The sequence below is a fragment of the Rhodobacter capsulatus genome, assembly GCF_052363175.1.
Classification (GTDB): Bacteria; Pseudomonadota; Alphaproteobacteria; order Rhodobacterales; family Rhodobacteraceae; genus Rhodobacter; species Rhodobacter capsulatus_D.
The window spans coordinates 986,871-1,007,635 of the sequence record NZ_CP198946.1; the positions used below are offsets into that span (position 1 = coordinate 986,871).

18 protein-coding genes and 1 tRNA gene are annotated in these 20,765 nt (G+C 65.3%); 3 read left to right on the forward strand and 16 right to left on the reverse strand.

Going from position 1 to position 20,765, the window contains the following annotated elements; genetic code table 11:
- Nucleotides 1-33 precede the first annotated feature (33 nt).
- Entirely contained in the window at nucleotides 34-3,372 is a 3,339-nt protein-coding gene (locus ACTTAI_RS05620; protein WP_444454825.1) for a sensor domain-containing protein, read from the reverse strand.
- Nucleotides 3,373-3,586: 214 nt separating this feature from the next.
- Between ACTTAI_RS05620 and ACTTAI_RS05625 the strand changes: the two genes are divergently transcribed.
- A tRNA-Gly gene (locus tag ACTTAI_RS05625) sits at nucleotides 3,587-3,660 on the forward strand.
- A 61-nt stretch (nucleotides 3,661-3,721) separates the two neighbouring features.
- Entirely contained in the window at nucleotides 3,722-3,997 is a 276-nt protein-coding gene (locus tag ACTTAI_RS05630) for a DksA/TraR family C4-type zinc finger protein (RefSeq protein ID WP_444454826.1), read from the forward strand.
- Nucleotides 3,998-4,066: 69 nt separating this feature from the next.
- Here ACTTAI_RS05630 and hemP read toward each other — a convergent pair whose 3' ends face one another.
- Together hemP and ACTTAI_RS05640 are read right to left on the reverse strand one after the other, a co-directional pair.
- Complete coding sequence (hemP, locus tag ACTTAI_RS05635) at nucleotides 4,067-4,228, reverse strand: hemin uptake protein HemP (protein ID WP_444454827.1); 162 nt, start codon at nucleotides 4,226-4,228, stop codon at nucleotides 4,067-4,069.
- Complete coding sequence (locus ACTTAI_RS05640; RefSeq protein WP_444454828.1) at nucleotides 4,225-4,389, reverse strand: hypothetical protein; 165 nt, start codon at nucleotides 4,387-4,389, stop codon at nucleotides 4,225-4,227. Before ACTTAI_RS05640 ends, hemP begins: the two co-directional genes overlap by 4 nt.
- 165 nt (nucleotides 4,390-4,554) lie before the next feature.
- Between ACTTAI_RS05640 and ACTTAI_RS05645 the strand changes: the two genes are divergently transcribed.
- Nucleotides 4,555-5,286 carry an NAD(P)-binding domain-containing protein gene (locus tag ACTTAI_RS05645; protein WP_444454829.1) on the forward strand — a complete coding sequence of 244 codons (732 nt, stop codon included), beginning with the start codon at nucleotides 4,555-4,557 and terminating at the stop codon, nucleotides 5,284-5,286.
- Here the strand turns inward: ACTTAI_RS05645 and ACTTAI_RS05650 are convergent.
- From ACTTAI_RS05650 to ACTTAI_RS05710, 13 genes are all read right to left on the reverse strand, one after another.
- Complete coding sequence (locus tag ACTTAI_RS05650; RefSeq protein WP_444454830.1) at nucleotides 5,283-6,311, reverse strand: GlxA family transcriptional regulator; 1,029 nt, start codon at nucleotides 6,309-6,311, stop codon at nucleotides 5,283-5,285. The two genes, ACTTAI_RS05645 and ACTTAI_RS05650, sit on opposite strands and share 4 nt — an antisense overlap.
- 90 nt (nucleotides 6,312-6,401) lie before the next feature.
- Complete coding sequence (gene iolB / locus ACTTAI_RS05655) at nucleotides 6,402-7,205, reverse strand: 5-deoxy-glucuronate isomerase (protein ID WP_444454831.1); 804 nt, start codon at nucleotides 7,203-7,205, stop codon at nucleotides 6,402-6,404.
- 85 nt (nucleotides 7,206-7,290) lie between these two features.
- Nucleotides 7,291-8,211: a myo-inosose-2 dehydratase gene (gene iolE / locus ACTTAI_RS05660; RefSeq protein ID WP_444454832.1), complete on the reverse strand. Its 921-nt coding sequence runs from the start codon at nucleotides 8,209-8,211 to the stop codon at nucleotides 7,291-7,293.
- Between the two features lie 81 nt (nucleotides 8,212-8,292).
- Entirely contained in the window at nucleotides 8,293-10,134 is a 1,842-nt protein-coding gene (gene iolD / locus ACTTAI_RS05665; protein WP_444454833.1) for a 3D-(3,5/4)-trihydroxycyclohexane-1,2-dione acylhydrolase (decyclizing), read from the reverse strand.
- 97 nt (nucleotides 10,135-10,231) lie between these two features.
- Nucleotides 10,232-12,148, reverse strand: a complete 1,917-nt coding sequence (locus ACTTAI_RS05670) for a bifunctional 5-dehydro-2-deoxygluconokinase/5-dehydro-2-deoxyphosphogluconate aldolase (protein WP_444454834.1) — start codon at nucleotides 12,146-12,148, stop codon at nucleotides 10,232-10,234.
- A gap of 120 nt (nucleotides 12,149-12,268) precedes the next feature.
- Entirely contained in the window at nucleotides 12,269-13,054 is a 786-nt protein-coding gene (locus ACTTAI_RS05675) for a TIM barrel protein (protein ID WP_444454835.1), read from the reverse strand.
- A 10-nt stretch (nucleotides 13,055-13,064) separates the two neighbouring features.
- The gene (locus ACTTAI_RS05680; RefSeq protein WP_444454836.1) at nucleotides 13,065-14,075 is read right to left on the reverse strand and encodes a Gfo/Idh/MocA family protein; all 1,011 of its coding nucleotides are present in this window, start codon (nucleotides 14,073-14,075) and stop codon (nucleotides 13,065-13,067) included.
- 10 nt (nucleotides 14,076-14,085) lie between these two features.
- Complete coding sequence (locus ACTTAI_RS05685) at nucleotides 14,086-14,985, reverse strand: sugar phosphate isomerase/epimerase family protein (protein WP_444454837.1); 900 nt, start codon at nucleotides 14,983-14,985, stop codon at nucleotides 14,086-14,088.
- 10 nt (nucleotides 14,986-14,995) lie between these two features.
- On the reverse strand, nucleotides 14,996-16,108 hold the full coding sequence (locus ACTTAI_RS05690; protein WP_444454838.1) for a Gfo/Idh/MocA family protein: 1,113 nt from the start codon (nucleotides 16,106-16,108) through the stop codon (nucleotides 14,996-14,998).
- A gap of 57 nt (nucleotides 16,109-16,165) precedes the next feature.
- The gene (locus ACTTAI_RS05695) at nucleotides 16,166-17,086 is read right to left on the reverse strand and encodes a sugar ABC transporter substrate-binding protein (RefSeq protein WP_444454839.1); all 921 of its coding nucleotides are present in this window, start codon (nucleotides 17,084-17,086) and stop codon (nucleotides 16,166-16,168) included.
- A gap of 59 nt (nucleotides 17,087-17,145) precedes the next feature.
- Nucleotides 17,146-18,165, reverse strand: a complete 1,020-nt coding sequence (locus tag ACTTAI_RS05700) for an ABC transporter permease (protein WP_444455699.1) — start codon at nucleotides 18,163-18,165, stop codon at nucleotides 17,146-17,148.
- Nucleotides 18,166-18,180: 15 nt separating this feature from the next.
- A complete protein-coding gene (locus tag ACTTAI_RS05705; protein ID WP_444454840.1) occupies nucleotides 18,181-19,722 on the reverse strand; it encodes a sugar ABC transporter ATP-binding protein in 1,542 nt (513 codons plus the stop codon).
- 83 nt (nucleotides 19,723-19,805) lie between these two features.
- Complete coding sequence (locus ACTTAI_RS05710; RefSeq protein ID WP_444454841.1) at nucleotides 19,806-20,747, reverse strand: sugar ABC transporter substrate-binding protein; 942 nt, start codon at nucleotides 20,745-20,747, stop codon at nucleotides 19,806-19,808.
- Nucleotides 20,748-20,765 lie beyond the last annotated feature (18 nt).

A 20,765-nucleotide genomic window follows, 5' to 3' on the forward strand; every position in this document is an offset into this window, starting at 1 on the left:
AGGCCCCAGCCTTTGCGGCCAGACGGCGCGGGATCAGCTTGCGCCGCCCGAGGCCAGCGCCGGGGTTTGTCGCGCGATCATGAAGGCGCGCAGTCCCGCCTCGTCGAGCGGCGGCGCGATGAAGAAGCCCTGCATCCTGTCGCAGCCGATCGTTCGCAGCGTTTCCGCCTGTGCCGCGGTTTCCACCCCCTCAGCAATCGTGGTGATGCCAAGGCTGCGGGCGATCTGCACGATCTGGCGCACCAACCCGGCGTCCTGTGTGTCGCGGCGCATCGCCGCCACGATCCGCCGGTCGATCTTCAACGCCGAGGGCCGGATCTCCATCAGCCCGACGATCGAGGTCTGCCCGGAGCCGAAATCGTCGATCTCGATTTCGATCCCCTGCGCGCGCAGCCGCGCCAGGGACTCGCGGAAGTCGTTGTCCTCTTCCTGCCAGTTTCCGGTTTCCAGCAGTTCGAGCGCCACCCGGGTCCGGTCGCGCGCGACCTTGCGCGCCGCCAGCGGCAAGGAGGGATCGCGCAGCCGCCCGGCGCAAACATTGAAGGAGATCCGCGGCACCACGATCCCCGCGCCCTCCAGCCGGTCCAGCACCTCGGCGGTCTTTTCCATCACCACGCGATCGATTTCTGCCACGATCTGCAATTCCCGCGCCACCCGCAGGAAAGCCTCGGGGGTCATGAGGCCGCGTTCGGGATGACGCCAGCGCACCAGCACCTCGACCCCGACGAGCGACAGATCGCTGGCGCAGACCTGCGGCTGGAACCAGGGCTCGAATTCATCCTTCTCGAAGGCCCAGTGGAATTGCGCGGCCAGTTGCCGGTCGAGGTGCATCTGTTCGGCAAGCGCATGGGCAAAGATCTCGACCCGGTCGCGCCCGGCACTCTTGGCCCGATAGAGCGCGGCATCGGCGTAAAGCTGCAATTCCTCGGCCAGATCGGTCATGTCATCGGCGATCACCACGCCAAAGGAGGCGCTGATCCGGCAGGGATGGCCGCGATAGCGCAAGGGCTCGTCCAGCCCCCGGCGCAGCCGCTCGACGATGGTGCGGGCGCGCACTTCGGTGGTGCCCGGGGCGAGCAGCAGACAGAATTCGTCGCCCCCAAGCCGGGCGGCAAAATCATCCGCCTGCAGGGTGTGGCGCAAAAGATCGGCAACCCGGATCAGCACCTGATCCCCCGCCTCGTGGCCGAGTGTGTCGTTCACATGCTTGAAATGGTCGAGGTCGATCTGGATCAGCACGCAGTCGCGCGGACCCTGACCCGCCTCGGCCGCGCGCAGCCGGGCGTCGATGTGGCGGTCGAAATAGCGCCGGTTCGGCAGCCGGGTCAGCCCGTCGTGCAAAGCCAGATGCTCGTTTTCATTGCGCATCTGCTCGGCCAGCGCATAGGCGCGCTCCAGCTCGGATTCGCGGGTGACATCCGGTGTGGCGTCGTAAAGTGCCCCGGCCCAGATTACCGAACCATCGGGTTTCGCCTCGGGGATCGAGGCGGCCGTCAGCCAGATCGTTCCGCGTTCGGGGTGGTCGTAGCGAAACCGCATCCGCCAGGGTGTCAGCTCGGCCGCGCTGATCCGGGTCAGCTCGTCCATCGCGGGCCGGTCCTCGGGCAGAACCCGGGCCAGCAGCTCGCCGCCGAGCCGCTCGATCTCGGCCCGGTTGCGGCCGACAAGCTCGCTGAACCGGCCGCTTGTGTAAGGGAAATCGGTGCGGCCATCGGGGTGCAGCCGGAATTCGAACAGCCCGACCGGCACGATATCAAGGATAGAGGCGATGCGGGCATGGGCCAGGCGCACTTCTTCCGCGGCGGCGCCGACCCGGGCATCGATCTGCAGCCGTTCGGTGATGTCGAGCGCCTTGCCGAACCAGCGCACAGCTCCGTCGGGCTGCGCCGAGGGCGAGGCCCAGAGATTGATCCAGCGCACCGCGCCGTTGGCGTCGATCACCCGGTGGCGCGCCTCAAGCAGGTTGAGCGACTGCCGCGAGACAAGGAAGGCGTTCAGTACCGCGTCGAAATCTTCTGGCGGGATGTTGCGGAAAACGGGGGGGCCGCCCTCGGTCATGACGCTTTCGGGCACGCCCAGCAATTCGGCAAATTTGCAGGTGAAATAGGGAAACCAGATCCGGCCGTCGGTCTCGCGGCGCAATTCGAAAAGTGCCCCGGGCGCATTCTGTGCGATCGTGTTGAGCCGCTCGTGGGCGATCTGGATCTCGGCCGCGGCTTCGGCCAGCTTGCGTTCGCTTTCCTTGCGCGCGGTGATGTCCTGAAATGCCCCGGCGATGCGCACGGGCAGGTCGTCCTCGAACTGCACCTCTCCCAGAGACAGCACCCAGATCCGCGTGCCATCGGCCCGGATCAGCGGCAGTTCGAATTGCCAAGGCGTGCCATCCTGCATCGCGGTCTCGACGGCGGCGGCGACGATCGGGCGGGCCTCGGGGGCGTAAAACTCGATCGCCTTGTCAAGCGAGGGCGCCGTTCCGGGGGGCATGCCATGGATGCGGCAGGTTTCGTCGGACCAGTAGATTTCCTGCGTCCGCAGGTCGAGCTCCCAGCAGCCGAAACCCGCAAGCGCCCCCGCCTTTTCGAGCAGCCCCTGCACCCGGCGCAATTGCCCCTCGCGTGCTTTCACCGCGTCGATGTTGCGATGTACGCCATACATCCATTCCGGGCGTCCCTGCGCATCGCGACTTTGCAACCGCCCGACATCGCGCACCCAGACCCAGCCGCCATCCTTGCGCCGCATCCGGGCCTCGACCTCGTACCACTCGGTTTCGCCCTTGAAATGGCGCTGCAATTCATGGTTCGAGCGTGCCAGATCGTCGGGGTGACAGAGCTGCAGCCAGGTCTTGATGCTGACGGGCGAGAGTTCGTCCAGCTGGTAACCGACGATCGCGGCCCAATGGTCGTTGAAGCGGGTCTCGCCGGTCTGCACGTTCCAGGCCCAGGTGCCAAGCCAGGTGTCATCGACATAATGGGCGAGATGGTCGCATTCGTCGCGCAGGCGGGCGACATCTTCGGCATTGGCCGCATCGGTCAGGAGCGCGCGCCCGCCTTGGTCGGGGGCAAGGCGCAGCAGCGTGACATGGCAGGGCAGGGGGGGCAGCAGACTCCGGCTGAGTGTCAGGCGCAGCGTCGTCGCGGTTTCGGGCGAGGCGAGCCACTCCGCAAGATGCGGCTGATCGGGGGGGATGAACAAATTGACAAAAAGAGTGCCACAGGGCTTTGGGCCGCTGCGACCGAGCATCTCGGAAGATCCGGCAAGCGCAGTGATCCGACCGGTCGCGTCGAAATCGATCGTCAGCGGCGGCGGCGGGCCGTCGCGGGCGCTGGTTCTCACCTCTCCGGTGGCCCCACCGAAAACCGGCACATTGAGCATATATGTCCCCCCGGCCCCGCATGAACCATGCAGGACAGTTCCCTCCCCGACTCAGGGGATCATAATATGGTTAACGAAAAATTAACGCTTTCATGCCGATTTGCGCCAAGGGTCGTCAGATCGAGGGGGCGCCCCCTGTTTGGGCACCGGCCGGGGGGCGGAGGCTGTCCTTCCTCTTGCAAGCCGCGATTTCGGGTTGTAAGACGCCCTCTACGCGGGTGTTGTGTAATGGTAAGACCCTAGCCTTCCAAGCTAGAGACACGGGTTCGATTCCCGTCACCCGCTCCATCCTTCCAGCTTTGACGAATGCGATCCGTCCTGCCAGACTGGCGCTGCAGGAGGAGTTTGCATGGCCGGTGGTTGGGCGCGTGATGGCGCGGTTCAGGATCAGATCGACGCCTCGATCGAGGACGAGCTCAAGCGCATGGCGGCGCGGCGGGGTCTGGTGGGCGAAAGCGCGCGGACCTGCATCGACTGCGACGAGCCGATCCCCGAAGAGCGTCGGCAAGCCGTGCCTGGCGTGAAGCTCTGCCGCGATTGCGCCGCCGATCGCGATGCCGCCAAGGCCCGGCAACCGCGGCCGGGCATCAACCGGCGTGCCTCGAAAGACAGTCAGCTGAAATGAAAAAAGGGACCGGTTTCCCGGCCCCAAGTCAGCGATGAGAGAGTTCGGGGAGACGCTCCTGACCGGGGATCATTTGGTCAGGATCAGCTTTCCCTGCCGCGTGATACGCAGCGTATAGGTTTGTCCGTCGAGATCGATCTGCGCCAGGTTGCCGCCCCTGGTCAGAATGCGCGCATCATGCGCCGGAAGGACTGGCGTGGCGCTGCCCGGCATCGGAAGAGTCATGTTCATGCGCGCCCCTCCCGCCGATCCAGCATCGTTTCATACCATTGCGCATGGTCGAACCCGGTGCTGAGCGCGGCGACGAGGTCGGACAGCGAAAACGGAACCTGTGCCCGGTCGTCGTGCTGGGGCACGGCCGGACGACTGCGGGAGAAAAGGGCAAGGGTCATGACGTGAACCTCGGCGGGTTGTGAACGATGAGATAAACCTGACTGATTCAATCGGATATGTAAAGGCTGAATCTTTTGCTCGGATAATTCTTTCCGCGGCGCGCCGAATTCCCTTGGCAATCCTGTTGTGGGCGGCTTGTCTGGGGGGGTGTCAGGGAGAAGCGGATGCGGATCGGAATTCTGGGGACGGGTACGATTGCGAGCGCCGTGGTGCGCGGCATTGCGGACGACGGGCACGAGATCACCGTCTCCGAACGCGGCGCGGCCCATGCGGCGGCGCTGGCGCGGGACTGCGCCTGTGTCACCATCGCGCCCAATCAGGCGGTGCTGGAGCGCTCCGAGGTGGTGATCCTCGGCCTTGTGGCCGAGACGGCGGCGCAGCTTCTGCCCGGCGTTGGCTTTCGCGCCGATCAGCGGGTGATCTCGCTGATGGCGGGGGCGACGCTGGCGCAGGTCGCGCAATGGGTTGCTCCGGCCCGGGTCGAGGCGGTGATGCTGCCCTATCCGGCGATCGCGACGGGGGGCTCGCCGATCCTCGCCTGTGGCGAGACCGCGTTGATCGAGACGCTGTTCGGGGCGCGCAACCGGATCTATGCGCTCGGCGCCGAGTCCGAGCTGACCGATTGGCTGGCCGCGCAGGCGGTGCTGTCGCCGGTGGCGCTGCTGGTGCAGGAAACCGCGGGCTGGCTTGCGGCGCGCAGCCGCGATCCGGCGGCGGGCGAGGCCTTCCTGCGCCATCTGGTCGGGGCCAGTCTGCAGGCCGGGCCGGTCGCCGATCTGCTGGCCGCGCTTGATACCGAAGGGGGCTACAACCAGAGCTTGCGCCGACACATGGAAACCGCCGGGATGGTGCCCGATCTGCTGGCGGGGCTCGACCGGCTGGCCGGGCGCAGCTAGCGCGGCTGGGCCGCCGGGGCGCTGAGCGTGCGGTTGAATTTCGTCGGCGCCACCCCGAACCGGGCGCGGAAGCTGCGCGAGAAATGCGCCACGGTCGAAAATCCGCAGGCGACGGCGACCTCGATCAGCGTCATTTCGGTGGTGGACAGCAGGTTGCGGGCGTGATCAAGCCGCAGGCCGCGGTAGAAATCCCCGGGCGTCTCGCCCAGCACCGAGAGGAACATCCGCTCCACATGGCGGCGCGAATAGCCCGAGGCGGTGACGATCTCGGCCAGCGGCACCGGGTCTTCCAGATGCGCCTTCATCCGCGCCACCATCGCGATCAGCCCCGGATTGCGCGAGCGGATCAGCACCGACAGCGCCGAGCGTTGCGCCGCATCGACCCCCACCATCACCTTGCGCAGGCACATCTCCGAGACCATCGCGGCGAATTCCGCGCCATGATCCTGCGCGATCAGCGAAATCATCATGTCGGTCGAGGCCGCGCCGCCACCGCAGGTCATCACCTTCGCCTCGATCTCGAACATCGCGGGCGTGGGCGTCAGTTCGGGAAAATCCTCGCAAAAGGCGGGCTGGTTTTCCCAATGCAGGGTGAAACTTGCGCGGTCCAGCAAACCCGCCTTGGCCAGCGCGACGGCGCCGGTGCAGATCCCGCCCACGGTGCCGCCAAAGCGTGCATGCGCCCGCACCAGCGCCACCACCGCCTCCGCCGCGGCGGCCGCGGCCGGATTGCCCGAGCAGACGAACAGCCGGGTGTCGCGGGGCAGGGGGGCGAGCGGCCCATCGGTGCAGACCGAAATCCCCGAGGACGAGGCGACGGCCTCGCCCCCCTCTGACAGCAGCCGCCATTGATAAAGCGGCTGTTGCGACAGCTGATTGGCAATCCGCAGCGGCTCCACCGCCGAGGAAAAGGCAAGCAGGGTGAAGCCCGGCACGAGCAGGAACGCGTATTTGCGGGTCTCGCCCGGGGTGTCGACGGGAAAGAAGGCCGCGCCCTGCGGCACGAGCGGAAGCGAATCGGTCATCGGGGCCCCGAAGAGTGGATATCCCTGCGTGACACGACGACGCGGGGGATCGCAACAGCCCCGCGCGGGCGCGGGGCCGCGCGCCGCTTTTCAGGCATCCCGGGTCAGGATCCATTCGCTGGCGGGATCGGGCTGGAAACGCCAGTTCCGTCGCGGTCCAGCCATGACGTTGAGGTAATACATCTCGAAGCCATAGGGCGCGCCGCAGGGGTGATGACCGCGCGGCACCAGCACCACATCGCCGTCCTTCACCGCCATCGTTTCGTCCAGCGTCCCATCCTCGGTATAGACCCGCTGCACCGCCCAACCCTGCGCCGGGTTCAGCCGGTGGTAATAGGTCTCCTCAAGGTAAGTGATGCGGGGAAAGTCGTCCTCGTCATGGCGATGGCTCGGATAGGACGACCAGTGGCCCGCCGGGGTGAAGACCTCGGTGACCAGCAGGCTGTCGCAATAATCCTCGTTTTCCATCGCGATGTTGTTGATGTGGCGGGTGTTTCCGCCCTTGCCGCGCGGCGTCAGCGTGATCCCCTCGGGGCCAATCTTGCGCGCAGGATGCCCGCCCTTGCCCGGCGCGGCACAGACGGCAATCGTGCAATCGGTCTCGGCCACGGCGGACCAGTCCTGCCCGTTCGGCACATAAAGACAATGCGGCGGGGTCTTCTCAAACACGTTCATCCGCGCGCCGAGCACGCCCCAATCCTGCCCGACTGCCGTCAGATGCGCCTTGCCCTCGACCATGACCAGGATCACCTCGTTGCCCCCGGTCGCCTCGGCCGCCGTCTCGCCCGCGCGCAGCCGGTAAAGCGAAAAGCCGACATAGCGCCAGCCCGCCGAAGCCGGTGTGATCTCGTGCACCTTGCCATGCGCCCCGAAAGGCTTGCGCAACAACGACATCCCGTGTCCCTTTATCTTGCCTCAAATATCCCGGATGGGGTCCGGGGAAGACAGCGCCTTCCCCGTGTTTTGGCCCCGTCTTTCCTTACGAACAGCCGCAGCCGCACCCGGCATCGAGCCCCGCCGCCCGCGCCGCCGCTTTCAGCGATTTCAGACCCAGCGACTGATACTGCAGCGGATTGCGCAGCTTCGGATCCTGCTCGGCCTCGATCACCAGCCAGCCGCTGTAATGTGCGCCCGCAAGGATGCGCATCAGCGGCAGAAAGTCGATCGCCCCTTCGGGATCGCCCGGCACGGTGAAAGCCCCTGCCAGAACGCCCTGCAGGAAGGACAGATCCTCGGCCCGGACCCGGTCGCAGATCGCGCGACGGATGTTCTTGGCATGGAAATGCGCCACCCGACCGACGTGTTTGGCCAGCACAACTTCGGGGTTGCCGCCGCCAAAGGTGCAGTGCCCGGCGTCGAACAGCAGATGCGTATGCGGCCCGGTCGCGGCCATGAAGGCGTCGATTTCTTCCGGGCTTTCGACCACGGTGCCCATGTGGTGGTGATAGGCCAGCGTCACGCCCTCGGAGGCCAGATAGGCCGCAAAGGCCTCGATCTTTGCGCCAAAGGCGACCATTTCTTCGGCGCTCAGGCGCGGCCGCGCATTGACCGGCGTCGTCGGGCTGCCATGCACGGTGTTCGAGCATTCGCAGACGATGCAGACCTTGCAGCCGTTCTCCTTCAGCTTCGCCAGATGCCCCTGTACCGCCTTGATCTCGTCCTCGACCGAGCCAACGAGCAGATTGGTCGAATACCAGCCCGAGACGAACTTGAGCCCGTAAGACCCCAGCAGCGCCTTCAGCGCGACCGGATCCTCGGGCCAGCGGTGGCCATTCTCGATACCGTCAAAGCCGATCTCGCGGCCCGCTTCGCGCAGGATCTGCTCGGTCGGAATATCGGCGCCAATCGTCTGATCGTCGTCATTCGCCCAGGCGATGGGGTTCGTGCCGTAAAGGATCATCTTTTCCTCTTTTCCCGGGCCTTGTTTTTTCTTGGCCCAAATACGCTGGGGGTCCGGGGGGCAAAGCCCCCGGCCGTCGGTTCAGTTCACGACATTCTGCCGGGCGGCGGCCTTCACATAACGCTCGCGCGCCGCCTCAAGCCGCTCCGGCCCGCCCACTTGCGGCACGGCGACATCCCACCAATGCCCGCCCGCACCGGTGCCCGGCACCGGATCGGTTTCGATCAGGATCACGCTCGGGATCTTGCGCCCGCGCGCGGCCACGATCGCGGCTTCAAGATCGGCGATCGAGTCGACCTTCTCGGCATGCGCCCCCATCGCGGCCGCATGGGCGACGAAATCGATCCGCGGCCCCTCTTCGATGCGGCAGTCCTTGTAAAGGTTGTTGAATTCAGCCCCGCCGCAGGCCTGCTGCAGCCGGTTGATGCAGCCATAGCCACGGTTGTCGGTCAGCACGATGGTGAAGGGCACGTGCCGCATCACCGCGGTGGCCAACTCGCTGTTCGCCATCATGTAGCTGCCGTCACCGACGAAACAGATCACCTCTTTCCCGGGGCGGGCGAGCGCAATTCCCAGCGCCCCTGCCACCTCGTAGCCCATGCAGGAATAGCCGTATTCCATGTGATAGCCGCCCGGCGCCGCCTGCCAGAGCACCTGCAACGCCCCCGGCATCGTACCCGCCGCGCACATCACGATGCTGTCCTTGGTCACCACCCGCTGCACCGCGCCGATCACCTGCGCGTCACTGGGCAGAGTGTTCGCAGGATCCTGCGCGGGCGGCGCGGTGACGACCTTCACCGCCACCTGCCACGCCAGCCGCGAGGCCGCGTCAAAGGCCGGTGCCTTGTGATCGCCAAGCGCCGCGGAAATCTTCTGCAGGCAGACCCTGGCATCGCCGACAAGCCCCACGGCCCCGTGCTTCAGCGCGTCATAGCCCGCAAGGTTGATGCTCACGAGCTTGCGCCCTTCGGCCCCGAAAACCGTCCAGGACCCGGTGGTGAAATCCTGAAACCGCGTGCCGACGCCGAGCACCAGATCGGCCTTGGCGCACAACTCATTCGCACAGGCCGAGCCCGTCACCCCGGGCGAGCCGAAGTTGAAAGCATCGTCCCAGCCATTCGCGCCCTTGCCCGCCTGCGTCTCGACAAAGGGAATGTTGTGGGCCTTTGCGAAAGCCGCCAGATCGGCCTCGGCACCGGAATAGATCACCCCGCCGCCCGCGACGATCACCGGGGCTTTGGCCGCCTTGATCAGGGTCACGACCTCGGCCAGTTCGTGCAGATCCGGCTCGGGGCGGCGAATGCGCCAGACCTTCGGGGCGAAGAACTCGACCGGATAGTCGAAAGCCTCGGCCTGCACATCCTGACAGAAGGCGAGACAGACCGGGCCGCAATTGGCCGGATCGGTCATCACCGCGAAAGCGCGGGGCAGGGCGGTCAGCAGATGCTCGGGCCGCGAAATCCGGTCGAAATAGCGCACCACCGGGCGGAAGCAGTCATTCGCCGAAATCGTGCCGTCGTCGAAATCCTCGATCTGCTGCAGCACCGGATCGGGGCGGCGGTTCGCAAAGACATCGCCCGGAATGAAGAGCACGGGCAAGCGGTTCACATGCGCCAGCGCCGCCGCCGTCACCATGTTCGTCGCGCCCGGCCCGATCGAGGAGGTCACCGCCATCGCCCGGCGCCGCTTCATCGTCTTGGCATAAGCAATCGCCGCATGGGCCATCGTCTGCTCGTTCTGGCCGCGCCAGGTCGGCAGCGCGTCGCCGATCCCATGCAGCGCCTCGCCGATCCCCGCCACGTTGCCGTGCCCGAAAATCGCCCAGACGCCTTCGAGGAAGCGCTCGCCTTCCTCGGTCATCTGCACCGAAAGCCAGCGCATCATCGCCTGCGCCGCCGTCAACCGGATCGTCTCACCCGCCATCTTTCGCCTCCTCGGATCAAGGGCAAAAGCCCCCAACCCCTTTATCTTGCTTCAAATATCCCGGGGGTCTGGGGGCAGCGCCCCCAGTCGGCCCAACTCACCGCGCCGCCACGTGCCCCCGCGCGCCGACCCGTGCCCGGTCCCAGACCGTGCAAAGCCGCGCATAGCGCCGCGCCATTTCCGCCACCGCTTCCGCGTCGCCGAGGTCGCCCTCGAACCAGGCCCGCGCGACGACGCCAAAGATCGTCCGGCCCACCGCAAAGCCCTTCACCAGCGGGAAGCCCGCGGCGACGGCGAAGCTTTCGGCGAGCTCTTCCTCGGGCGCATCGAGCCCCAGCACGACGATGCCGCGCGTATGCGGGTCGTTTTCTTCGATGGCGGCGCAGGCCGCGGCCCAGGCAGCCCGCGTCGCCATCGGTTCCAGCTTCCACCAGTCGGGGTAAACCCCGGCCGCGTAGAACTGCCGGATCAGCGTTGCCGTCGTCGTCTCGGTCACCGGACCGACCTTCGACGGGATGATTTCCAGAAGGAATTCCAGACTGTTGCGCCGCGCGGCCGTGTAAAGCCGCTGCACCGTCGCCTCCTGCCCGCGGCGCAGTTCGGGCGCATCATCGGGGTGGCAGAAGGCGAGCACCTTCACCACATTCTCGCGCGCCCATGTTTCAAGGCCGCCGCAATCGGGGCCAAGCTCGGGCTCAAGCTCCAGCGGCCGCGAGCCCGGCCATTCGCAGGGCCGCCCGATCCAGAGCCCGGTTCCGCTTGCCGCATGCAGCGCCTTCCGGCCGATGCGGTTGTCGCACAGGATGCCGTAGCCGGGCCGCCCGCCCTGCACCTCGCGCGCGGCGGCCAGACACAACTCCTTGAACCGGCTGCCCTTGTCTGCGGTGAAGCCGGGCAGTTGCTCCAGCTGCATCCGGTGGTCGAAGGCAAAGACCCGCATCGTCGACCAATCGCCCTTGCGGGTGGTCGCCCAATGCACCTGCTCAAGCTCGGCATCATTGCGCAGATCGGGCCGCACGACCCCGCGTTTGAGGAAAAACTTCAGCTCCTCAAGGCTCGGATAGGCCGGGGTGCAGCCGTGGCGGCTGACCGCGAAAGCCCCGCAGGCATTGGCATATTCCAGCGCGCGCGGCCAGGCCTCGCCATCGAGCCAGCCCTTCAGCAGCCCCGAAAAGAACCCGTCCCCGGCGCCGAGCACGTTGAAGACCTCGATCGGGAAACCGGGGCCGCTTTGGCCGTCATCGAGACTGTCGGGAATGGCGCCTTCAAAGGCCACCGCGCCCTTGGCGCCGCGTTTGCAAACGAGCGTCGCGGCACTGACCGCCCGCACCGCACGCAAAGCCGCAATCGTGTCGGTGGTGCCGCCCGCGATATGGAATTCCTCTTCCGTGCCGACGATCAGATCGAAAAGATGCAGCGTTCCCAGAAGCTTCGCCGTCACCTTGGCGCTTTCGACAAAGCGGCTTTCGCCTTCGCCATGCCCCGCCACGCCCCACAGGTTCGGGCGGTAATCGATATCGAGCGCCGTCTTCGCCCCATGCTTGCGTGCCAGGGCCAGCGCCTTCAGCACGGCCGCCTCGGTGCGCGGGTTCGACAGATGCGTGCCGGTGGCCAGAACCGAGCGGGCTTCGGCGATGAACCCCTCCTCGATATCGGCCTCGCAAAGCGCCATGTCGGCGCAATTCTCGCGATAGAAGATCAGGGGAAACTGCTCCTCGTCGCGGATGCCGAGGATGACGAGCGCGGTGAGCCGCTCGGGATCGGTCTTCACGCCGCGCACGTCGACGCCCTCGCGCACGAGCTGCTCGCGGATGAACCGCCCCATATGCTCGTCGCCCACCCGCGTGATCAGCGCCGAGCGTAGCCCGAGCCGCGCCGTACCGCAGGCGATATTCGTCGGCGAGCCGCCGATATATTTCTGAAACGACCCCATATCCTCGAGCCGCCCGCCCACTTGCGTCCCGTAAAGGTCCACGCCAGCCCGGCCTATGGTGATCACATCAAGGGTCTTCATCTTTCGGTCCTATCGGCTCGGGGTGGTCCGGAGGGGCCATCTGGCTCCTCCTCCGGGCAGGGGGTGCGGGGGGCGGCAGCCCCCCCCGTTCGGGTCCGGGCGCAGTACGCCCGGAAACCGTCAGAGTCCGGCCTTCACGAAGGCGATGCTCTGGGCCAGCGCCGCTTCCGGGTCGGTCAGATCGTGCACTTCGGTGGCAAACGGCTCGAAGCTGAACGGACCGGCATAGCCGCCCGCCAGAAGCGCCTTGATCTGCGCCAGGTTTTCCAGCCGGTCATGGGCATCGACCAGCACCCGATGCGCATCGAGCATGCCGCCCACCAGCAGATCCGGATCGGTCACGCCCGAGATATGCACCAGCGCCGTGCGCTGCGGGTAAAACTCGGTCTCGCCCGCCAGATGGTGGTGGAAGGTGTCGTGCAGCAGCCGGAAGGTGCCATCATCGCCCGCTTCGGTGATCGCCGCGATCGCCTCGCGCTTGGTGCGCAAGGATGAGACCGGGAAGCCGAGCGGCTCGACCAGCCCCATCAGCCCGCGCGATTTCAGCATCGGCTTGATCGCGTCCAAAGCCGCCACAACCTGCGAATGCGCCACCGCCCGGCCCTCGTTCAGGGGGCACATGACCAAAGCCTTCGCCCCGCAGGCTGCGGCATAATCGGCCATCCGCTCCGCCTTGGCGGGCAGATCGCCCGACCAGACGTTGAACGGATACAGCGCGTTGATCGTCAGGATCGTCACGCCCGCATCCTCGGCCGCGGCTTTCACATCGGCCGCTTTCCACGTGCTCATCACGTCGGGCAGATCGTTGCGGATCTCGACCTCGGTCGTGCCGAGCCGCTTCGCCATCTCGCAAAATTCGCGCAGCGGCAGTTTCGGGGCCGCGATGTGGTTGAGCGCAAGGCGCATGGCTTCCCCCTTACGCGTAAAGCGCCGGACGGGCGGGATAAGAGATGGCGACTGCTTCGCCCTCACACTCCTGCGCCTTCACGCAGGCGTCCGAGGTGACGGCAGCCATATAGCCATCCCACGAGGTCGGGCCCGAGGCGGTGCCGCGCGCGGCCGCTTGCAGGAAGTCCTGCAGTTCCACGTCATAGGCACCGACGAAACGATCTTTCCAATCCGTCAGGATCTCGTTTTGCAGCTTCGCGCCCAGACGCATCTGGATCGCCATCGGCTCGGGCAGTTTCGCAATGCCATCCTCGCCCACGACTTCGCATTGAATGTCGTAGCCGTAGTGGCAGTTCACGAAGATCTCGGTGTCGATGACGACGCCCTTGGCGGTTTTCAGCGTCACGATCTGCGGGTCGCGCAGCTTTTCGTGGCTGCGGGGGCATTTGCGCGGGAAGGTCACGCGGGCCTCGGTGTAATCGTCATCGAGCAGCCAGCGGAACACGTCGATTTCATGGATCAGCGTGTCATGGATCGCCATTGGCGTGACGTAATTCACGCCGACGCGCGGGTTGCGATGCGCGGCATGCACCATCAGCGGCGCGCCGGTGTGGTTTTCGACCGCCGCTTTCAGTGCGACATAGCCCGCATCATAACGGCGCATGAAGCCCACCTGCACCAGACGCTTGCCCGCCGCCACCTCGGCATCGACGATGCGCTTGGCGCCGTCCGCCGTGGTCGCGAGCGGCTTTTCGCAGAAACACGGTTTGCCCGCGGCGATGGCGGCAAGAACATATTGTTCATGCGTTTGGCCCCAGGAGCAGACCAGAACCGCATCGACATTGGCCGAGGCGATCAGCTCTTCGCCGGTGGCGAACAGTTCGGCATCGGGGGCGATTTCGGCCTTGACCGCCTCTGCCGAGGCCATGTTCACGTCGGTCAGCGCGGTGATCTTGCCGCCTGCCAGAACCTGCTCGATGCGGCGGGCATGGTCGCGACCGATGGCGCCGGTGCCGATAACCCCGATTTTCACAGTCATTTCAGGAACCTCATTTCCAGAATTTGTCGATGTAGCGTTGCATTTCAGCACGCATGAAGCTGGAGGACTGATCCGCCCTGTCTTCCCAGGCGAAGACGCAGGCGGTCATGATGCCGTCGAAACCCACCTCGTGGAGCGTGCCGAAGAAGTCGTCCCAAGGCACTTCGCCCTGACCGATGTTCAGATGCTGGTGCACGCGCGCCTGCGTGCCGGGCGGGTTCAGGATGTAGCGCAGACCCGACGACGCCTTGTGGTTGAACGTGTCGCCGACATGGACATGCGCGAGCACGTCGGCGGCTTCGCGGATCATCGCCTTGGTGTCGTCGCCGAAATAGAACGTATGCGGCGCGCAATAGAGGAACTTCACCCGCGGGCTGTTCACCGTGCGGATGATGTCGAGCGCCGGTTGCAGCGTCTCGCACCAATCCTCGGGGTGGGGTTCGATGTGCAGGTTCACGCCTTCGCGCTCGAAAAGCGGCACCAGCTCTTCCATCGAGCGCCACCAGGCATCCTCGCAGGTCTCGATCATCGAGCCGGTATGGCAGCAGTAGCACGAGCCCTTGTCCGGGTGCGGCCCCCGGCCGAATTCCGAGTTCATCGTGTCGACGCCCATCTCGACACAGATTTCGAGCGCGCGTTTCCAGTGCTTGACGGCGGCCTGCCGCTCGCCCTCGTCGTTGCTGGCCCAGCGATACATCGGCAGGATCGAGGCGATCTGCACATTGGCGTCGGAGAGCGCCTTTTTGAACGACTTCACCCGGTCGGGGAACACCCGAGGCGCCTTGAACCATTCGAGGAAATCGGCCCGCGGGCTGAGTTCAATCCAATCGTAGCCAAGTTCCGCGACCTTCGAGGGCAGGGCCTCAAGGCTCAGATGGCGGTGCATGAAGGGGTCGAGCGCGATCCTCATCACTGATACCTCAGGGGGTTACCGGACGGCCCTGCGAGGCCGCCATCGCATGGATGATTTTTTCGATGACGAGGCCCTGCGCGAAATCCGGGCCGCAGGCCGGACCGCCCGCAATCGCCGACAGCAGATCGCGGGCCTCGATCACCTTCTGCTCGTTGAAGCCGAAGTTGTGGCCGGGCGCGGGGCAGAAGGCGGCGAAATCGGGCTGATCGGGGCCGGTGAGGTGACGGGTGAACCCGGCCTCGCCTTTGCGGTGCAGCCAAAGCTCGTTCATGTTTTCCTGATCGAAGATCAGTGTGCCGTCGGTGCCATGCACTTCCCATTGCAGACGGCATTTGCGGCCGCGGGCCACGCGCGAGGTGGCAAACGACCCCTGCGCGCCGCTTTCGAACTTGAGCAGGGCGAGCGCCGAATCCTCGTTCTCGATCGGCTTCATGCCGTCGGGCGAGGGGCGCATCGGCACCGAAATATGGGTCAGCGCGGTGAGTTCGGCCACCGGCCCCATCAGCGCCAGCATCTGCGATACGAGGTGGCAGCCCAGATCGCCCAGGGCGCCCAGACCGCCCCCCGCGCGCGTCATCCGCCACGACCAGGGGAGGGAGGGATCGGCGGAATAGTCTTCGTCATAAACGCCGCGGAAGGCCATCGGCGAACCGATCGCGCCGGATTGAACGAGGGCGACCGCCTGCTGGAAAGCGGGGCTGCGCAGGTAGTTGTAGCCAAGGATCGTCACCTGACCCGGATGCGCGGCGGCCAGATCGGCCATCGCCTGCGCGTCGGCCAAGGTCAGCGCCATCGGCTTTTCCAGCCAGACGTGCTTGCCCGCTTTCAGCGCGGCTTCGGCCATCGGGCGGTGCAGCCCGTTCGGCGCGGTGATCGAGACGACATCGACCGCCGGATCGCTGCAGGCCGCCTGCCAGTCGGAGGTCGCCCGGGCAAAACCGAATTGCGCGGCAAAGGCCTGCGCCTTTTCCTCGGGCAGGTCGCAGAGCACTTCCAGCCGGGGATGGGCCCCCCCGAAGGTGGCCGCGACGGTCCGCCAAGCCATGGCATGGCATTTGCCCATGAAGCCGGTGCCGATCAGGGCAACGCCAAGGGATTTGTCAGGCATGGGGCGGGTCATCGGGTCATCCTTCGGGGGGAGGCGGGGGAGGAAGAGAGGGAATCCCCGCCGATCAGGTTATTGATATTGCGACATGTTTTCTTTGGTGACGGGTTCGAATGGGATCCAGATGTTGCCATCCACCTTCTCGCCCTTCGTCATCGCCACGGCCGAGGACAGCGCGACCTCGCCCTGTTTCGTGGCGTTCTGGAACACCGTCACATCGAGATCGCCCGCCGCCATCGCGGCCAGACCATCAGGCGTGGCATCAATGCCCGCAACCACGACCGAGCCCATGTCGACGCCCGCGCCCTTCAGCGCCTGAATGGCGCCGATGGCCATCTCGTCGTTGTTGGCGATGATCGCGTCGAAATGCATCCCCGTGGTCAGCCAGTTCGTCGTGATGTCCTGACCCTGCGTGCGGTTCCAGTTGCCGACCTGCTTGTCGAGGATCTTCATGCCGGAGCATTCGGGCGTGGCGATCACGTCCTCGATGTCCTTGGTGCGCACCAGCGAGGCTTCGTTTTCCAGCGGCCCCATCAGCACCAGCACGTCGCCCTTGCCGCCGAGCATCTGGCAGACGGCCTTCGTTTCCATCGTGCCGCTGTCGACCTCGTTCGAGCCGATGAAGCTGGTGCCCGCGGGCATCGCGGCATGTTCGGCGGGCGGGTGGTTGACATAGACAAGCGGGATACCCGCTTCCGTCGCCAGTGCGGTCATGGCGGGGGTCGAGGCGCCGTCGACCGGGTTCACGATGATCGCATCGACGCCATTCGCGACGAAATTCTGCACCTGATTGAGTTGCTTGGCCACGTCGAGCTGCGCGTCTTCCAGGCTGAGCGTCACGGTGCTGTCCTTGGCGGCCTCGGCCTTGATCCCATTGAGAAGGATCGTCAGGAACGGGTTGTCGAAGCTCGTCATGCTGACACCGATCTTCGTCTCGGCAGCGGCGGGCAGGGCGCACAAAACAAGCGCAGTGGTCACGAACATGCGTTTCATGGGATCTCCTCCGGGGGGTAACCCCCTGCCCGTCGAGCGGACAGGGGGAAATCGAAATGTCAGGATTTCTTGCTGCGTTTCTTTTGCCGGTAGACGTCGGCAACAACGGCGGCGACGATGATCACGCCCTTGATCATTTCCTGATAGTAAGCGTCGAGGCGCAGGAAGGTGAACCCCGAGATGATCACGCCGAAGATCACCATCCCGATCATCGTGCCGATGATCGATCCGCGACCCCCGGTCAGCGACACGCCGCCGATCACCGCCATCGCGATGGCGTCGAGTTCATAGGCGAGCCCCATGCCCGCTTGCGCAGTCTGACCGCGGGCGGCGACGACCATCCCGGCGAGCGCGGCCAGCGTGGCGGCGACGACATAGACCTTGATCAGATGCTTTTCGACATTGATGCCGGAGACGCGGGCGGCCTGGGCATTGGCGCCGATCGCATAGGTGAACTTGCCGTAGCGGGTGTATTTCATCGCCACATGGAAGATGGCCGCAACCAGAAGGAAGATCACGACCGGCATCATCCCTTTGCCGATGAAGGCAAAACCGTCGGTCGGAAAGGAAATCGGCTGGCCCTTGGTATACCATTTCGCAAAGCCGCGTGCCGTCACCATCGTGCCCAGCGTGGCGATGAAGGGCGGGATGCGGGTATAGGCGATCAGCACCCCGTTGATGCCGCCGACGAGCGCGCCCGCCAGAAGCCCCAGCAGGATCGGCACGATTGCGGGCAGGTCGGTCAGTTCGGGGTAGACCGCGCGGGCATAGGTCGAGACCTGCGCGAAGCTCATCGCGAACATCGCCACGGCGCCGACGACCGAGCCCGAGGACAGATCGATGCCCCCCGAGATGATCACCTGCGTCACGCCGACCGAGATGATCCCGATCACCGAAACCTGCAGGATCATGATCTTCAGCCGGTCGATCGACATCAGGAACGACTGCCCCTGAAAGATCCAGCCAAGGATTTCGAAGACGAGCGCGATGCCCACCAGAACGAACAGGATGTTGACCTCGGGCGGCAGGCGCCTTGGCGCGGCCTTGATCTCGGCCCCGGTCGTGTATGTGTCTTGCATGGCCATCGGCTCCCCCTATTTCGCCGCCAGTTCCATCACGCGCACCTGAGTGGCCTCGGCGCGGTCAAGGAAACCGCTCACGCGCCCCTCGTGCATCACCATGATGCGGTCGGACATGCCCAGAACTTCGGGAAGTTCGGACGAGATCATCAGCACCGCCACACCCTGCCCGGCGAGGGCGGTGATCAGGCGGTGAATTTCGGATTTGGCCCCCACGTCGATGCCGCGGGTGGGTTCATCGAGAATAAGGATGCGCGGGTTGGTCAGCAGCCAGCGCGCGATCAGCAATTTCTGCTGGTTGCCGCCGGACAGGTTCTCGACCCGCTCGGCAAGGTTCGGCGTCTTCACCCGCAGCTTGGCGGAATACTCCTGCACCAGCCGCGTCACCTCGGCCTGCTGCACGAAGCCCGCGCCATTCACCTTGTCGCGGGTGATCAGCGCCATCTGCATGTTCTCGAGGCAATCCAGCACGAGGAAGCAGCCGGTTTCCTTGCGATCCTCGGTCAGGAAGGCGAGGCCGTGCTCCATCGCGACCTGAGGCGAGGTCATCACGACATGCTCGCCGTTGATCCAGATGTCGCCCGTTTCCGCCGGATGCACGCCGAAGAGCGCCTCCGCCACGTTCGACCGGCCGGAGCCGACAAGCCCCGCGACGCCCAGAATCTCGCCCTTGCGCAGCTTGAAGCTGATGTTGTCGAAGACCCCCGGCAGGCTCAGATTCTGCACATCGAGGATCACCTCGCCGATCGGGCAATCGACCTTCGGGAACATCTCGGTGATCTCGCGACCGACCATCATGCGGATGATGTCGTCGCGCGTGACCTCGGAGGCCGGAACGGTCGAGATGTATTTGCCATCGCGGAAGACGGTCAATTCGTCTGCGATTTCAAAGATTTCATTCATCTTGTGGGTGATGTAGACGATGCCCACGCCGCGCGCGCGCAGATCGCGGATGATCGCGAACAGATGCTCGACCTCGCTCTCGGTGATCGCCGAGGTGGGTTCGTCCATGATCAGCACGTCGGAATTGTAGCTGACCGCTTTCGCGATCTCGATCATCTGCTTTTGCGCGACGGTCAGATCGCCGACGATCGCCAGCGGATCGAGATGGATGTTCAGGCTGGCAAAAAGCTCGGCCGTCATCGCGACCATGCGCGAATGATCGATCAGACCGAAGGCGCCCTTCGGCTCGCGGCGGATCCAGACGTTTTCCGCCACCGTCATCGTGTTCATCAGGTTCAGTTCCTGATGGATCATCGCGATGCCGCAGTTCAGCGCGTCGATCGGCGTGCGGATCACCAGCTTTTCCCCGGCAAAGCGCACTTCGCCCCGGTCGGGGTTGTAGACCCCGGCGATGATCTTCATCAGCGTCGACTTGCCCGCGCCATTCTCGCCCATCAGCGCATGGACCGAGCCCGGACGGATCTTCAATTGCACATTGTCGAGCGCCACGACGCCCGGGAATTCCTTGCGCACCCCATCCACTTCGAGGATGAACTCGCCGTCATAATGTCTGCGGCCTTGGGCCCCTGTCGTCGAAAGGGTCGCATCCAGCATGGTCGTCTCCTTGAACCGGCGCCGCTGTTGCGGTCCGGGCAAACCGGGGGCGTCGACCGCCCCCGGCAGCGCTCAAAGCGGGATCAGTTCTTCGCCTGGTAATCCGCGACGTTCGCCGGGGTGACCAGTTCGAAGGGGATGTAGACCTTGGTGTCGACCTTCTCGCCCTTGGCGAGTTTCAGCGCCGCATCCAGCGCACCCTGGCCCTGACCGGCGGCATTCTGGAACACGGTGACGTCCAGATCCCCGGCCGCCATCGCGGCCAGCGCGTCCTGCGTCGCGTCAACGCCGCCGACGACCATCGTGCCCATGTCCTTGCCGGCGGCCTTCAGCGCCTGAATGGCACCGATCGCCATCTCGTCGTTGTTGGCGACGACCGCATCGAATTCGAGCCCGGCCGAAAGCCAGTTGGTGACAAGGTCTGCGCCTTGCGTGCGCGACCAGTTCGCGGTCTGCTCTTCGACGATCTTGATGAAGCTGCACTCGGGCGTGGCGATCACGTCATGCACGTCTTGCGTACGCATCCGCGCCGCCTGGTTCGACAGCTCGCCCATCATCACGACGATCTTCGCCTCGGTCTTGCCCTGCTCTTTCAGCAGACGGCAGACTTCCTGCATTTCCAGTGTGCCGCTGTCCTTTTCGTTCGAGGCGACGAAGGCCTGTTTTTCCGGCAGGGTATCGACGTTGACCGGCTCGCGGTTGACGTAGACGAGCGGAATGCCCGCGGCGGCGGCGGCTTCCGACATCGCCACGGTGGCGTCGGTATCAACCGGGTTCACGACGATGGCATCGACCCCCGAGGCGACAAAGTTCTGGATCTGGTTCAGCTGTTTGCCGACGTCGTTCTGCGCATCTTCGATCTGCAGGTTGACACCATCGAGCGTCTTGGCATGATCTGCCATGCCGTTGCGCAGCACGGTCAGGAAGTTGTCGTCAAAGAGCGCCATCGAGACCCCGACGTTCTGGGCCTGCGCCGCAGTCGCCATCAGCCCGACCAGAGCGGTCGAGATCAGAACCTTCTTCATTGTCTTCCTCCTCTGTGG

Excerpts from the sequence above, each read along its gene's own strand:
- ACTTAI_RS05620 (WP_444454825.1), bottom strand. The coding sequence starts at position 3,372 with ATGCTCAATGTGCCGGTTTTCGGTGGGGCCACCGGAGAGGTGAGAACC.
- ACTTAI_RS05630 (WP_444454826.1), top strand. The coding sequence starts at position 3,722 with ATGGCCGGTGGTTGGGCGCGTGATGGCGCGGTTCAGGATCAGATCGAC.
- hemP (WP_444454827.1), bottom strand. The coding sequence starts at position 4,228 with ATGAACATGACTCTTCCGATGCCGGGCAGCGCCACGCCAGTCCTTCCG.
- ACTTAI_RS05640 (WP_444454828.1), bottom strand. The coding sequence starts at position 4,389 with ATGACCCTTGCCCTTTTCTCCCGCAGTCGTCCGGCCGTGCCCCAGCAC.
- ACTTAI_RS05645 (WP_444454829.1), top strand. The coding sequence starts at position 4,555 with ATGCGGATCGGAATTCTGGGGACGGGTACGATTGCGAGCGCCGTGGTG.
- ACTTAI_RS05650 (WP_444454830.1), bottom strand. The coding sequence starts at position 6,311 with ATGACCGATTCGCTTCCGCTCGTGCCGCAGGGCGCGGCCTTCTTTCCC.
- iolB (WP_444454831.1), bottom strand. The coding sequence starts at position 7,205 with ATGTCGTTGTTGCGCAAGCCTTTCGGGGCGCATGGCAAGGTGCACGAG.
- iolE (WP_444454832.1), bottom strand. The coding sequence starts at position 8,211 with ATGATCCTTTACGGCACGAACCCCATCGCCTGGGCGAATGACGACGAT.
- iolD (WP_444454833.1), bottom strand. The coding sequence starts at position 10,134 with ATGGCGGGTGAGACGATCCGGTTGACGGCGGCGCAGGCGATGATGCGC.
- ACTTAI_RS05670 (WP_444454834.1), bottom strand. The coding sequence starts at position 12,148 with ATGAAGACCCTTGATGTGATCACCATAGGCCGGGCTGGCGTGGACCTT.
- ACTTAI_RS05675 (WP_444454835.1), bottom strand. The coding sequence starts at position 13,054 with ATGCGCCTTGCGCTCAACCACATCGCGGCCCCGAAACTGCCGCTGCGC.
- ACTTAI_RS05680 (WP_444454836.1), bottom strand. The coding sequence starts at position 14,075 with ATGACTGTGAAAATCGGGGTTATCGGCACCGGCGCCATCGGTCGCGAC.
- ACTTAI_RS05685 (WP_444454837.1), bottom strand. The coding sequence starts at position 14,985 with ATGAGGATCGCGCTCGACCCCTTCATGCACCGCCATCTGAGCCTTGAG.
- ACTTAI_RS05690 (WP_444454838.1), bottom strand. The coding sequence starts at position 16,108 with ATGACCCGCCCCATGCCTGACAAATCCCTTGGCGTTGCCCTGATCGGC.
- ACTTAI_RS05695 (WP_444454839.1), bottom strand. The coding sequence starts at position 17,086 with ATGAAACGCATGTTCGTGACCACTGCGCTTGTTTTGTGCGCCCTGCCC.
- ACTTAI_RS05700 (WP_444455699.1), bottom strand. The coding sequence starts at position 18,165 with ATGCAAGACACATACACGACCGGGGCCGAGATCAAGGCCGCGCCAAGG.
- ACTTAI_RS05705 (WP_444454840.1), bottom strand. The coding sequence starts at position 19,722 with ATGCTGGATGCGACCCTTTCGACGACAGGGGCCCAAGGCCGCAGACAT.
- ACTTAI_RS05710 (WP_444454841.1), bottom strand. The coding sequence starts at position 20,747 with ATGAAGAAGGTTCTGATCTCGACCGCTCTGGTCGGGCTGATGGCGACT.